The following is a 13,534-nucleotide window of genomic DNA, read 5'->3' as shown; positions in this document are numbered from 1 at the left end:
CAAAGCAGGCGGTCATGCTGAGCTTGCTTTATACCTGAACCTCCTAGGCCTAGTTATACCCAGCTCCCTTTTTTGACTTCGCATCGGCCACGAACTCCTTGACCCGCTGCTCTTCCGAGCGCTGGCAAATGAGCAGCACGTTATCGTGCTCGGCCACGATGTAGCCATCGAGGCCCTGCACCACTACCAGGCGCTCGTGGGGCGTTTTCACGATGCAGTCGCGGGTATCATAGAGCATCACGTTGCCGTCGGTCACGTTGCCCTGCTCGTCCTGGGTGCCCACTTGGTGCAGCGAGTTCCAAGTGCCGAGGTCGCTCCAACCGATGTCGGCGTGCAGTACGTACACGTTATCAGCCTTTTCCATTACCCCAAAGTCAATACTGATATTGCGGCAGCGGGCGTAGGCCTCGTCAATAAACGCGGCCTCGGCGGGCGTACCCAGCTGCTCAACGCCTTCGTCAAAGACCTCGGCAATATCGTTGAGGTAGTTGTGAAAGGCGTCAATTATTACGTCGGCACGCCAGATGAATAGGCCCGCGTTCCACAGAAAGTCACCGCTTTCCACAAACATCTTAGCCAGCTCCAAATTTGGCTTTTCGGTGAAGGTTTTCACCTTGAAGAGGTTGGTATCGGGCAGGCGGCTGGCCGCGCTATCGAGGTACTGGATATAGCCGTAGCCGGTGTCGGGGCGCGAGGGCGGAATGCCAAGCGTGAGCAGGGCCGGGTGCTGGCGGGCGGCCACAATGGCCTCCCGAATCAGCCGCCGAAACTCCTCTTCGCGCAGCACAGCGTGGTCGGCGGGCGACACGACAATTACTGCCTCAGGGTCGCGCTTGCGAATGCAATAGCTGGCATAGGCAATGCAGGGCGCAGTGTTGCGCCCAATGGGCTCGCCCAGAATTTGGGCGGCGGGCAGCTCGGGCAAGTGCTGCTGCACCAGGCCAATGTAGTCGCGGTTGGTGACGATGTACACGTTCTCGGCCGGGCAAATATCGCGAAAGCGGTCTACGGTCAGTTGCAGCATCGAGCGGCCCACACCCATTACATCGTGAAACTGCTTGGGGTGCTGCGTGCGGCTAAAGGGCCAGAAGCGGCTGCCAATGCCGCCGGCCATTACCACTAGGTAGGTTTGATTCATAGCTTAAAGAAAAACAAAAGATTGCGCACGAAGATAGAACTGTTCTGCTTATCAGTACTGCGCAGGCCTAGGCAGCACCAAAGCTAGCCCTGCGGCACGGGCCTGCCGCAAGGCCGCGCTATAGTAGCCGCGCCGCAGCCAGCGCCGCAGCTGCCATACGTCGGAGCAGCTGCGCAGCCCCGCGCCCAGGCTCACCTTGCTGCCGGCGGCGTTGTTCCAGCGCACGGGCAGCTCTAGCAAGCGCAGGCCCGCGTGGTGAGCCAGCAGCAGCAACTCCACGTCGAAGCCAAAGCCCGCGAGGCGGGCGGCATGGGCCAGCGGGCGCAGCGGGGCCAGTCGGTAGGCCTTAAAGCCGCACTGCGTATCGCCGTAGGGCAGGCCCGTTAGCCAGCGCATCACTACGTTGAAGAAGCGCCCACCTTGGTCGCGCCACCACGGCTGGGGCACGCCTACCACGCGCCGGTCGAGGGCGCGCGAGCCAAATACCACGTCGTACTGGCCTGCCAGCAGCGGGTCTAGCAGCCGGGGTAGCTCCGTGATGGGGGTTGAGAGGTCGGCATCCGAAAAAACAGCCAGCTCGCCCTGGGCCGCCAATAAGCCCTGGCGCACGGCGTAGCCCTTGCCTCGGTTGGGCTGGTAGCTGAGCACCCGCGTGCGCACGTGCGGGCAGCCATGTGCCTCAAAAAACTGCTGCGCCAAGCGCGCCGTCGCATCATCCGAGCCGTCATCCACCAGCAGCACCTCGCTCGCGTAAGGCTGCGCGTTCAGGTAAGCTAGCACCGTTGGCAGCGTGGTGCTGAGCCGCGTCGCCTCATTGTAGGCCGGAATGATGAAGGAGACGAGCAAGGTTGGCGGCTAAAGACGGACGGGCGGTAGCCACGAGGTAAGCTGCCGAGGCCAAGCCAGCCCCGCTGTCCTAGCGAGCCCACAAAAATAACGGCGGCGCGACCATACCTGGCCTAGAGGGTGGCCCCTAGGGCACCCGGCCGCGCGCAAGGCACTGAGGCAGTAACTATGCATCGTCATTCAAGACCCCAACCTTCTCCCCTTGCCAACCCTAGCCCAACGCCTGCTGCCCGACCGCTACCGCTGCCTGAGTATTACCGTTTTTTTTGCCGTTGTGCTGGCCCTGGGCTTCGGCGTCTTGCGCGACTTCAGCATGCCCGGTGACGAGGAGATTCAGCGTGTGACGGGCGAGGTGTCTTTACTCTACATCTTTCAGAAACTACCAACGGGGCTGCAACAGCGCCTGCTGCCGCCTCACGCCGCCTCTCTCATTGCCCAGAAAGGAAAGAGTGTTCAATTGCGCCACTGGCGCGACCGCGACTACGGCGTGGCCTTCGAGCTACCCGCTGCCGCCCTAGAGCAGTTGCTGCGCTTGCGCGAGCTGCGAGCCATCTTTCTGATGCGGCATGTGCTCAATTTCTTGGTGTGCTTCGCAGGTTTCGTCGCGTTTTATACCCTGGCGGCGCGGCGCTTTGCCAGCTGGCGCCTTGGCCTGCTGGGCACGCTGCTGCTGGTGCTGAGCCCGCGCCTGTTCGGCGACAACTTCTACAACAGCAAGGACGCCGTGTTCCTGGCCCTGTTCACCCTAGCCGTGGCCGCGGCCGTGCCCTTTATCGAGCGCCCCACCGGGCGCCGGGCCCTGGGGGCGGCCCTGGCCGGCGCGCTGGCCATCGACGTGCGTTTGATGGGGATGCTCGTGCCCGCCGCTACCCTCGCCTTTATCGCCTGGCGGACCCTAGGGGGCCACTACCGTGGGCAGCTGCGCCTGCCTCTGCTACTAGGCGCCTACTTGGTAGCACTGATGGGGTTGGTGGTGCTGGGTTGGCCTTTTTTGTGGGAGGCCCCCCTAGCCAACTTTATGGTAGCCTGGCGCAATATGAGTCACTTCCGCGCTAGCGGCGCATTGCTTTACCAGGGGCACCTGGTGCGGGCCGACCAGCTGCCGTGGCACTACGCGCTGGTTTGGATTGGCATTACCGTACCCCTGGTGTACCTCCTTTTTTTTGGGATAGGGACCCTAGGTGTCGCGGGCTCGCTAGTGCGCCGGCGGGCACCCTGCGCCCACGCTGCCGCGTGGCAGGACCTGCTCTTTCTGGGGCTGGCCCTGGCGCCGCTGGCGACCGTCATTGTGCTGCACTCGGTGCTCTACAATGGCTGGCGGCAGCTCTATTTTCTGTATCCCATGCTGCTGCTAGTAGCCCTGCGCGGGCTGGTGGCCGCCTGGCACTGGCAGCCCCCGCAGGGCCTAGGGCGGCGCTACTGGCAACCGGCGCTGGCGCTGGGTGTAGCTACCTCGCTGGCGGTGGTGGCGGGCCGCATGGCGCGTTTGCACCCGCTCGAAACGCTTTATTTCAATACCTTAGCGCCAACCCCGGTTGAGCGCTACTACGAAACGGACTACTGGAGCCTGGGCCTGCGCGGCGGGCTAGAGTGGGTGTTGGCGCACGACAGCCGCCCCCTCATCCGAGTGGCCTCTAATACTGGCTACCCGGTGGTGTTGGGCCGGCAGCTGCTACCGCCCGCCGGCCAGGCCCGCCTGGTGCTAGCCGATTCGGCTGCGCAGGCTGATTATTATTTCAACGCGGCCGCCTACGCTTTTCCCCTCCCCGTTCCGTACCGGCAGCGCATACACACCCTCTGGGCCGACAACGTGCGGGTACTGGATATCTATAAGCACCCCTAGGGCCGCGCCCACTACACCAGCCCCTCGCGCAGTAGGTCGTGCAGGTGAATGAAGCCCGCGAACTGCCCACTCTCCAGCACCACCAGCTGCGTAATGTTGCGGGCCTGCATGCGGGCCAGGGCCTCGGCCGCAAACTCCGTGATGTCGATGGTAGCTGGCTGGGGCGTCATAATTTCCTGGGCCGCCAGGGTTTCCAGCTCGGCCAGGTGGGCGCGACCCAGCATCCGGCGCAGGTCGCCGTCGGTGATGATGCCGGCCAGCGCGCCTGCCTCGGTTAGCACGGCGGTGGCCCCTAGGCGCTTGCCCGATATTTCGAGCAGCACTTCGCGTAGCGGCGCCCCTAGGCCTACTTGGGGGCGCTGGTTTTGGCGGCTCAGGTCGCCCACCGTTAGGTAGAGGCGCTTGCCCAGGGTGCCGCCGGGGTGCAGCCGGGCAAAGTCCTGGGCCGAAAACTGGCGGCTTTCGAGCAGGCACACGGCTAGGGCGTCGCCCAGCGCCAGGGCGGCGGTGGTGCTGGTGGTGGGGGCTAGGTCGTGGGGGCAGGCCTCGCGCCGCACGGGGGTGTGCAGCACGTAGTCGGCCTGCCGGGCCAGGTACGAGTCGGCGTTGGCGACCAGCGCGGCCAGCGGCACGCCCCGGCGGCGCAGCAGCGGCACCAGCACCTTTATCTCGGGCGTGTCGCCGCTTTTGCTGATGGCAATGACAAAATCCTGCGCCTGAATCATGCCTAGGTCGCCATGGATGGCGTCGGCGGCGTGCATAAACAGGGCGGGCGTGCCGGTGCCGTTGAGGGTAGCTACCAGCTTGCCCGCAATGTGGGCGCTCTTGCCCACGCCCGTTACCACCACGCGGCCCGGCAAAGCCAGCAGCGCGGCCACGCAGCGGCCAAAATCGGGGGTGGCGGCCACGGCCTGGGCTACGTCGCGCAGCGCGTCAGCTTCGGTTAGCAGCACTTGGCGGGCCACGGCCAGCACGTCGAGGGTGGGGGCGGCAGAAGAAGGCACCCCCAAAAGTACGGGTGCTGCCGGGTAGGTGGGCCTAGGGTTGCTTTTCACCGCTGCGCTAAGGCGGCCCTCTGCAGCGGCCAGCCTTAGGCTGAGCCAGCCCCGCGCGCGGCGCGGAACTTTTCTAAATTATTACGTGTAATTGGCTGTTTTCACGAAAAAAAGGCAGCTTGTGCTTAACTTCGTTGAAGTTGCTCCCTCTCTTTTTTCGCCTTTTTAAGCTAGTTTATGTCGCTGACTGCCGTTGCAGAGCCGCTCACCATTCAGGCGGAGTTAAAAACCAAGCTCAAGGAAGTATTCGGCTTTGGTCAGTTTAGGGGCACGCAAGAGGCTGTTATTCAAAATATTATTTCAGGAAATAATACCTTTGTGATAATGCCCACGGGAGCGGGCAAAAGCCTGTGCTACCAGCTGCCGGCCCTGGTGCTGCCCGGCACGGCCATTGTGATTTCGCCCCTCATCGCGCTGATGAAAAACCAGGTGGACCAAATGGCTGCCTTCGGCATTAACGCGCAGGTGTACAACTCGACGCTGACCAAGACCGAGCAAAACCGGGTGCGCAAAGATGTGATTGCCGGCGAGGTGCGGCTGCTATACGTGGCCCCCGAAAGCCTCACCAAGGACGATACCATCGCCTTTTTGCAGAAAGCCAGCATCTCGTTTGTGGCCATCGACGAGGCGCACTGCATTTCGGAGTGGGGCCACGACTTCCGGCCAGAATACCGCAAGATTCGCGGCATTATTGATAACCTAGGGGGGCGCATTCCGCTGATTGCCCTCACGGCCACTGCCACGCCTAAGGTGCAGCTCGACATCCAGAAGAACCTGCACATGGATGATGCGAGCGTGTTCAAAACCAGCTTCAACCGCACCAACCTGTACTACGAGGTACGGGCCAAGCGCAACACCAAGAAGCAACTCATTCAATACGTGCAGCAGCACAAGGGCAAGGCCGGTATTATTTACTGCCTCAGCCGCAAGAAGGTGGAGGAAGTGGCCGAACTGCTGCGCGTGAACGACGTGCGCGCCCTGCCCTACCACGCCGGCCTGGACCCCCAAACGCGCATGCACAATCAGGACGCCTTCCTGAACGAGGAATGCGACGTAATTGTGGCCACTATTGCCTTCGGCATGGGCATCGACAAGCCCGATGTGCGCTTTGTCATTCACTTCGACGCGCCCAAGAGCATTGAGGGCTACTACCAGGAAACCGGCCGCGGTGGCCGCGACGGGCTGGAGGGTAACTGCCTGATGTTCTACAGCTACGATGATATTCTAAAGCTCGAAAAGTTCAGCAAGGATAAGCCGGTGATGGAGCGCGACAACGCCCGCCAGCTGCTGCTGGAAATGACGAATTACTCGGAAAGCGCCGTGTGCCGCCGCCGGCAGCTGTTGCACTATTTCGGCGAGCACCTGGATACGGACTGTGGCTTTTGCGACAACTGCCGCCACCCCAAGGAGCGCTACGACGGCACCGAGCATGTGGGCCTGGCCCTGCGCGCAGTGGTGCAAACGGAGGCCCGCTTCGGGCTTGAGCACGTGGCCCAGGTGCTCCTAGGCCTCTCCAACCCGCACATTGAGAGCTACGGCCACACCGGGCTGCCGGTGTATGGCCAGGGCAAGGCCCTGAGCGGCGACGTGCAGCACTGGCAGTCGGTGCTGCGCCAGTGCATGCTGCTGGGGCTGCTGGAGAAGGACATCGACTCGATTGGCATGGTGCGCATCACCGAAAAGGGCATCGACTTTATTGAGAACCCTAGCCCCCTCACCCTCACCAAAGACCACGACTTTGAAGCCGAGAAGCAGGTAGAGGAAGACGAGGAGAAGTCGCACCAAGCCGCTGGGCACGACGAGGCGCTGTTCACCCTGCTGAAGGAGCTGCGCAAGCAAGTGGCCAAGCAGAAAAACCTGCCGCCCTACGTGCTTTTTCAGGACCCCAGCCTGAAGGAAATGGCTACCACCTACCCGCAGAGCCTCAACGAGCTGACGCACATTGCGGGCGTGGGCCAGGGCAAGGCCAGCAAGTTTGGCGCGCCTTTCGTGGCCGCCATCAAGAAGTACGTGGAGGACAACGATATCGAGACGGCCGCCGACGTGGTTATTAAGTCCACGGTGAACCGCTCGAAGCAGAAAATCTACATTATTCAGCAGATTGACAAGAAGATGGACCTGGCGGGCATTGCCCGCAGCCAGGGCATCTCGATGGCCGAGCTGATGGAGGAAGTCGAGCACATCTGCTACGCGGGCACCCGCCTCAACCTCGACTACTACATCCAGGACGTGGTGGACGAGGACAAGCTGGACGAGATATATGACTACTTCATGACGGCCACCACTGACAATATTGCCACCGCCATGCAGGAACTAGGCCCCGACGATTTCAGCGAGGAGGAGGTGCGGTTAGTGCGCATCAAGTTCTTGAGCGAAGTGGCTAACTAGACCACTGATTAGCGCGGATTTTAGCGAATTTCACGGATTTTGTGGACGGCTTCAACCTGGGTTGGAGCCGTTCTTTTTTATCTATCCTTATGTTGTTAGATACTCAATTTAATGATTTGACAAAGAAAAGTATTGGCTGCGCTATGCGAGTGCACCAAGAATTAGGTAGCGGTTTCCCTGAATTGATATACCAACGCGGACTAGGGTGTGTCTGAAAATAAGTAGCTGAGTAATCGCTTGATACAAGCCAGGCGTACCATGTCGAGGTAGGCGTCGGCCAGTTTCTCGAAGCGGGTAGCAATCCGCCGATGTTCCTTGAGCCAGCCAAAGAAACGCTCGACGGCGTTGCGCTGGGCATACAGGCCGGCGGGTACCTGTGGGGGACGGCCCCGACGCCGATTACGCCGGCCCGCGGCTAGGCGCCGCCGCGGAATCACCGCTCGGATACGGCGTTGACGCAGTCAGGCCCGTACCCGCCGACTGTCGTAGCCGCGGTCAGCAACTAGCTGGCGGGGCCGCTTGGGCAGTACGACCTGCGCGCAGACCATGGCTAAGTGCGTAGCCTCGTGTTGGGGGCCGGGCGTCAGGTGCAAGCCCAGCGGCAGCCCTTGCCCATCCGTGACCACGTGCAATTTGGTAGTTAACCCGCCCCGGCTGCGACCCAGCGCTTGGCCAGCTTGACCACCGTTTTTTTTCGGGCACCGGCAGCGGCTCGCCCCGCCCGCACGTGCGTAGCATCAACGAGCCACGTACCTGCGTCCAGCCGCTGGGCCGCGTTAAGCTGTAACTGCAATGCCCGTAGCACCTGGGCTAAGATGCCGTCACGACGGTACCGGCGAAAGCGCTCGTACACGGTTTGCCACGGGCCATAGCGCGTGGGCAGGTCCCGCCAGGGCGCGCCGCTGTGTAACACCCAGAACAGCCCGTTCCAGAGCTGGCGTGGGTCACGGCCCGGCCGACCCAAGGTTTGCTGCGGCAGCAGGGGACTGATAACTGCCCATTGTGCCTCGCTTAATTCATAGCGCTGTGCCATAGCGCCTAAGTTACCTGACTTTTCAGACACACCCTAGCAGTAGAATTTAAAGAAGCCGGAATTGTCTTCCAAGGAGAAATTCATTTACCAGTCTTCTACAAAGAAACCACTATTGGAGCCCGACGGGCAGACTTTTTGGTTGAAAATCAAGTGCTGATTGAGTTGAAAGCAGTTAATGAGCTAACCGACGCTCATTGTGCTCAGACAATAAACTATTTAAAAGCTTATCGCTTGGAAGTGGCATTGTTGATAAATTTTGGCGAAGCCAGCCTAAAGTTTAAGCGCTTCTTGCATAATCCATCTCGTTAATGCCCAACAATAATAAGTTAGGTGCAAGCAAAAAAAGAACGGCCCCAACCCAGGTTGAAGCCGTCCACAAAATCCGTGAAATTCGCTAAAATCCGCGCTAATCAGTGGTCCTAGCAGTACTCCTCGAAGGCGCCTTGCAGGTTGTTGACGATGCGCATGAGGTCGGAGCCTTCAATATGGTAGCGCTCAATCATGTGCACCAGCTCGCCATCCTTAAATAGGCCGATGCAGGGCGACGAGGGCGGGTAAGGCAGCAAGTGCTCGCGCATCTTGGCCACGGCGTCGGTTTCCATGCCGGCAAAAACGGTTACCAGCTTGGTGGGCTTTTTGTCGGCGCTGGCCAGGGCCAGCTTGAGGGCGGGGCGAGCCTTGGCGGCCGCGCAGCCGCACACCGAATTGACGGCTACGAGCACGGTACCTTCGGTGGTGTCGAGGGCCTGGTCGACGGCCTCGGGGGTCATTAGCTGCTCAAAGCCAGCCTCCGTCAGGTCCTGGCGAATGGGGGCAACCATGTATTCGGGATAAACTGCCATAGCAATAAGGGAAATACTCACTAAAAAACGGGAAAACGCCGTTACGTCAGCACAAAGTTACGAGTCGGCGCAACTGCTGGCTATAAGCCCGCAGCCCGCCAAAAAGTTTGCGCTACGGCGCTGGGGTGCGAGTTTTGCCAGCGCCAATTTCGCCCTTCCCAAGTCGAGCGGAAACCCCGGTTGGTCGATACTTCACGCAGTTTATCCGAAGTAGGAACTAGCTTGGTGAATAAGTTATTGCCGAGTTTGGGCCCTAGGGCTCACCGGCGGCCCTCGGTATCCCAGGCCGCGCCTCTTCTTCTTGCCTTCATTTCCCATTTTATGTCACACTTTTTCCGTTCTGTACTGCGGCAGGGGGCTGCGGCGGCCGCGCTGCTCGGGCTAGCCCACGCCACTCTGGCCCAAACCCTGCCTGCCCAGCCAGCCAGCGCCGGCCTGCACCTGCCGTCGAGCCAGCTACAAGCGCGCACGGCGGCCGAAGCCAGCCGCCAGGCCGCCATTGCGGCGCAGCCCACCCGGCGCAACTCGCGCATTGGCGGGCATTTGCAGCGGCTGTATAGCCAGGTCGGCGGCTCCAGTAGCCGCCTAGGGCCCATCAATCCGCAGCTTTTACGCAGCGATTTTCCAAATCTGAAGTTTAACAAGGACGCGTCGAAAGTAGCTGTGCACATTACGGCGCAGGATGTGAACGCCTTGCTGCCCAGCTTGCTGAGCCGCGGCTTTCAAACAACTGCCTCGTATCCCGAGCTGCACTTTGTGGAGGGGCTGCTGCCGGTGAGCGAGCTGGCGCCGGGCAGCGCGGGCATCGAGGGGCTAGCCAGCCGGGGCCTCCTAGGGGTGCTGCCCGCGCTAAAGCCCCGCGTGCGCGGCGGGCTGGTCACCAGCCAGGCCGACTACGCCTTGGAAGCGGCTCGCACCCGCGCTACCCGCCCCAAAAACCTAACCGGAGCGGGCGTGCGCATTGGCGTGCTCAGCGACTCGTACAATGCCCTAGGGGGAGCGGCGGCCGATGTAGCTTCGGGCGACTTGCCAGCGGCCGGAGTGCAGGTGCTGAGCGATTTAGACCAGGAGTATCAGTTTGGCACCGACGAGGGCCGAGCGATGTGTCAGCTCATCAACGACCTGGCGCCGGGCTCACCTATGGCATTCAGCAGCGTGTACTTCAATTTTGCCCAGCAGATTCTCAACCTGGCCAACCCAAGCCTGGGCAACTGCCGGGTGCTGGTAGATGATATTTACCAGTTCGATGAGCCTTTCTACCAGGATGGCGTCATTGCGCAGGCCGTCAACCAGGTGGTGGGCCAAGGCGTGGCCTACTTCTCGGCGGCGGGCAACTTCGGCAATAAAAGCTACGAGAATAACGCGCCCGTTTTCACGCAGAGCACGGTTGGCACCCAGACGGCCTACCGCCTCAACTTCGACGTGACTGGGGCCACGGCGGCGCCCACGCAAACCGTGACGTTGAGTAATGGGCAGTCTTTCGAGCCCATTCTGCAGTGGTCCGACCCTTTTTACACCGCGAACGGGGTAAAAACCGACCTCGACATGTACCTGATTGCGGTGAAGAATGGGGTGCCGGGCGACACCGTAGCCCGCTCGGACGACAACAACCTCCTGTCGCGCACGCCCCTGGAAATCCTGTCTTACAGTAACAGCACTGCCACCTCGGGCACCACCACCTTCAACTTCGTGATAGTGCGCCGCAACGGCACGGCCAACCCGAGCCGGCTGAAATATATAGATGCCGGCCAGGGCAGCGGCGCGACGGGCGACCCTACCTTCACTTTTAGCTCGACCATTGTAGGGCACCCGGCCGCGGCTGGCGCCCAGGCCGTGGCGGCCGCTGGCTACGCCAACCAGCGCGTGGCCGAAAGCTTTACCTCGCTCGGTGGGGCGCTACCCTTCTTGTTTGGCCCTACTGGCACCTCCCTAGGCAGCGTGCAAACGCGCCAGAAGCCGGACATTACCTCCATTGACGGCACGGACACCAGCTTCTTTCCGCAGTACAGCGGGGCGGACATCGACAAGAATGGCTACCCCAACTTCTTTGGCACCTCGGCGGCGGCCCCGCACGCGGCGGCCGTGGCGGCCCTATTGTTGCAGTCGGAGCCTGGCCTGACGCCCGCTCAGGTGTATAGCCGCCTGGCCAGCACGGCCCGCCGGCTGGGCACCAGTGCCAGCGACCCCCAAACCGGCGCCGGCCTCCTTGATGCCTACACGGCTATTTATGGGCTGGCGGCCGGCCCCCCGGCCTTGCAGGACTTTGAGCTGGGGGCCATCCCCATGAGCTGGACCGTGAACAGCACCGGCGCCGGGCGAGTACGGGTGACGTCCCTCCTGGGGCCGGCTTCGGGCAACTACCACCTGGTACTGGATGCACCCTATGGCCTCACGTATACTGGGGCTACCACGCGCAGCCTCAACGAAGCTACTTGGTACCTGACGAACTTGGGCAGCAACGTGCAGCTCACCTTCCGGGAGCGCAAGCAGCCGGGCGAAACCGATGAGCAGATGCCGGCCCAGTTTACGGGCAGCAGCAACAGCGACGGCGTGGCCCTGAGCGTGGATGGGGGCACCACCTGGTACCGCGTATTTGACCTGACGGGCACCAACGCCACGACCACCTACCAAACCAAGACCGTCAACCTCAGCCAGATTGCCAGCGCCAATGGGCTGACCCTAGGGAGCGACGTGCGCCTCAAGTTTCAGCAGTATGGCGGCACCGGCATCACGTCGGTGGCCCTGGCCAACCAGCGCGGCCGGCTCTTCGACGACATTGCCCTGACGGGCGCGAGCGCCGCGCCGATACCGTTCTACACCGCTAGCCAGCCTACCGCAGGCTGCCCCGGCCTGCAGGTGCAGTACACCGATACCTCGGCCCTGCGGCCCACTGGCTGGGCCTGGACGTTTCCGGGCGGCACGCCGAGCACCTCCACGGCCCGCAACCCGCTGGTAACCTACAACACCCCCGGCCACTTCGGCGTGACGCTGAGCGTGAGCAACGCCAGCGGTACGGCCACCCGCGCCGATACGGGCGTGGTGTACATCTACGGCCGGGCGCCGCTGGCGGTAGTGGGCGCCAGCGCCACCAGCGTGTGCCCCGGCAGCCAGGTCACGTTTAGCAGCACGGCCAGCTACTGCCCCAGCACCTTCGCCTGGAGCTTTCCGGGGGGCTCGCCCAGCACCGCCACCACTCAAAACCCTGGCGCCATCACCTACGCTGCGGCGGGCACCTACGCGGCTACGCTGACCGTGAGCAATAGCTACGGCAGCAGCACGACCACCCAAACCATTGAGGTGACCAAGGGCCGCAGCCTGCCCTACACCGAGAATTTCAACGCTTCGCTGAGCTTGCCGGCCGGCTGGACGGTGGTGAACCCCGACGGCAAGTTTACGTGGGCAGTACGCGACACCACCATCGGGCGCGACGGCACGCGCAGCCGGGTGCTGCGGGCCCCGTTTGCGTTCGACCCCAATACGGGCGAGCGCGACGCCGTGTACACGCCCGCCATCGACCTCACCAACGTGAGCAGCCCGAGCCTGCAGTTTGACCTGGCCTACACCACTGCTACGAGTGGCGGCACCACGTATTCGGATTCCTTGCAGATACAAGTAGCCGATGCCTGCTCGGGCGCCATACTGGGCCGCGCCTACAACAAGGGCGGCGCCACGCTGGCCACGGCTGCCACCCGCGCCGCGCTGTTCGTGCCCCGCTCGGGGGCCGACTGGCGGCGCGAAACCGTGAACCTGAGCGCCTACGCGGGCCGCAGCGTGGTGCTGCGCTTCGTGGGCTACAACGACTACGGCAACGGCTTGTATTTGGACAACTTGCTGGTGAGCGGCACGCTACTGGCCACCACTAGCGCCGCCGCGACCGTGGGCCTGGAGGCCTGGCCCGTGCCCGCCCCCGGCGGCTCGGCCCTCAATGTGCGCCTGCCCGCCTACAGCGGCCAAGTCGAGCTGCGCCTGCTCGATGCCCTAGGCCGCGTGGTGTGGCGCGAGCAGCTAAGCCAGAGCGGCGGCACCCTGGAGCGCACCCTGCCGCTGCCAGCGGCCGCCGGGGCCTACACACTGCTCTACCAGCCCGCCACTGGCACCAGCGCCGCCCGCAAGCTGCTGGTGCAGTAAGCGCCGCCGGCGAGGGCTACATGATTGAGCTATATTAGTAAGCAACCGGGCCCCACCGCCCGGTTGCTTTTTTTAGGGCCTAGGGCGCTGGGCAACGCGAACGCTGTTCGACTGCCTAAGGCGGGGGTTGGCTGAGAAAACCGCCCCGACTGCCTAAAAGCTAGTTTACCTTGGCCGTAAGCTGGTAATTTAGCTGACCATTATAGAATTATAGATTAATTATCATAGGGGGATTAATAGGTGCGTCGTATTTATCTAAAA

9 protein-coding genes and 2 pseudogenes are annotated in these 13,534 nt (G+C 62.2%); 5 read left to right on the top strand and 6 right to left on the bottom strand.

All coding sequences use genetic code 11. The annotated features are described in order from the left end of the window. Positions 1 to 49 precede the first annotated feature (49 nt). A complete protein-coding gene (locus tag HHL22_RS19700) occupies positions 50 to 1,138 on the bottom strand; it encodes a mannose-1-phosphate guanylyltransferase (protein ID WP_169533100.1) in 1,089 nt (362 codons plus the stop codon). A gap of 51 nt (positions 1,139 to 1,189) precedes the next feature. Next, on the bottom strand, positions 1,190 to 1,984 hold the full coding sequence (locus HHL22_RS19695; protein ID WP_169533099.1) for a dolichyl-phosphate beta-glucosyltransferase: 795 nt from the start codon (positions 1,982 to 1,984) through the stop codon (positions 1,190 to 1,192). A gap of 202 nt (positions 1,985 to 2,186) precedes the next feature. Between HHL22_RS19695 and HHL22_RS19690 the strand changes: the two genes are divergently transcribed. Next, positions 2,187 to 3,827: a hypothetical protein gene (locus HHL22_RS19690; protein ID WP_169533098.1), complete on the top strand. Its 1,641-nt coding sequence runs from the start codon at positions 2,187 to 2,189 to the stop codon at positions 3,825 to 3,827. 11 nt (positions 3,828 to 3,838) lie between these two features. On the opposite strand, the gene HHL22_RS19685 is transcribed toward HHL22_RS19690, so the two are convergent. Continuing rightward, positions 3,839 to 4,831: a KpsF/GutQ family sugar-phosphate isomerase gene (locus HHL22_RS19685; RefSeq protein WP_317172707.1), complete on the bottom strand. Its 993-nt coding sequence runs from the start codon at positions 4,829 to 4,831 to the stop codon at positions 3,839 to 3,841. A gap of 228 nt (positions 4,832 to 5,059) precedes the next feature. Between HHL22_RS19685 and recQ the strand changes: the two genes are divergently transcribed. After that, positions 5,060 to 7,270 carry a DNA helicase RecQ gene (gene recQ / locus HHL22_RS19680; RefSeq protein ID WP_169533097.1) on the top strand — a complete coding sequence of 737 codons (2,211 nt, stop codon included), beginning with the start codon at positions 5,060 to 5,062 and terminating at the stop codon, positions 7,268 to 7,270. An 89-nt stretch (positions 7,271 to 7,359) separates the two neighbouring features. Then, on the top strand, positions 7,360 to 7,485 hold the full coding sequence (locus HHL22_RS24285; protein WP_169533096.1) for a GxxExxY protein: 126 nt from the start codon (positions 7,360 to 7,362) through the stop codon (positions 7,483 to 7,485). On the opposite strand, the pseudogene HHL22_RS24520 reads toward HHL22_RS24285, so the two are convergent. Next, a pseudogene (locus tag HHL22_RS24520) lies at positions 7,471 to 7,896 on the bottom strand (IS5 family transposase). The gene HHL22_RS24285 and the pseudogene HHL22_RS24520 overlap by 15 nt on opposite strands. 14 nt (positions 7,897 to 7,910) lie before the next feature. Then, positions 7,911 to 8,303, bottom strand: a complete 393-nt coding sequence (locus HHL22_RS24515; RefSeq protein WP_394354465.1) for an IS5 family transposase — start codon at positions 8,301 to 8,303, stop codon at positions 7,911 to 7,913. A 36-nt stretch (positions 8,304 to 8,339) separates the two neighbouring features. Here HHL22_RS24515 and HHL22_RS19665 point away from each other — a divergent pair. After that, a pseudogene (locus HHL22_RS19665) lies at positions 8,340 to 8,612 on the top strand (GxxExxY protein); the annotation flags it as partial. A gap of 110 nt (positions 8,613 to 8,722) precedes the next feature. Here the strand turns inward: HHL22_RS19665 and HHL22_RS19660 are convergent. Then, the gene (locus tag HHL22_RS19660; protein WP_169533095.1) at positions 8,723 to 9,145 is read right to left on the bottom strand and encodes a BrxA/BrxB family bacilliredoxin; all 423 of its coding nucleotides are present in this window, start codon (positions 9,143 to 9,145) and stop codon (positions 8,723 to 8,725) included. A gap of 321 nt (positions 9,146 to 9,466) precedes the next feature. On the opposite strand from HHL22_RS19660, the gene HHL22_RS19655 reads away from it, so the two are divergent. Further along, positions 9,467 to 13,273 carry a PKD domain-containing protein gene (locus HHL22_RS19655; protein WP_169533094.1) on the top strand — a complete coding sequence of 1,269 codons (3,807 nt, stop codon included), beginning with the start codon at positions 9,467 to 9,469 and terminating at the stop codon, positions 13,271 to 13,273. Positions 13,274 to 13,534: the final 261 nt, after the last annotated feature.

Source organism: Hymenobacter polaris, assembly GCF_012927305.1.
GTDB classification, from domain to species: domain Bacteria; phylum Bacteroidota; class Bacteroidia; order Cytophagales; family Hymenobacteraceae; genus Hymenobacter; species Hymenobacter polaris.
This window is presented reverse-complemented; position numbering and strand designations above follow the sequence as displayed.

What these genes read in the sequence shown, in the direction of transcription:
- HHL22_RS19700 (WP_169533100.1), bottom strand. Translation starts at nt 1,138, where the DNA reads ATGAATCAAACCTACCTAGTGGTAATGGCCGGCGGCATTGGCAGCCGC.
- HHL22_RS24515 (WP_394354465.1), bottom strand. Translation starts at nt 8,303, where the DNA reads ATGGCACAGCGCTATGAATTAAGCGAGGCACAATGGGCAGTTATCAGT.
- recQ (WP_169533097.1), top strand. Translation starts at nt 5,060, where the DNA reads ATGTCGCTGACTGCCGTTGCAGAGCCGCTCACCATTCAGGCGGAGTTA.
- HHL22_RS19655 (WP_169533094.1), top strand. Translation starts at nt 9,467, where the DNA reads ATGTCACACTTTTTCCGTTCTGTACTGCGGCAGGGGGCTGCGGCGGCC.
- HHL22_RS19660 (WP_169533095.1), bottom strand. Translation starts at nt 9,145, where the DNA reads ATGGCAGTTTATCCCGAATACATGGTTGCCCCCATTCGCCAGGACCTG.
- HHL22_RS24285 (WP_169533096.1), top strand. Translation starts at nt 7,360, where the DNA reads ATGTTGTTAGATACTCAATTTAATGATTTGACAAAGAAAAGTATTGGC.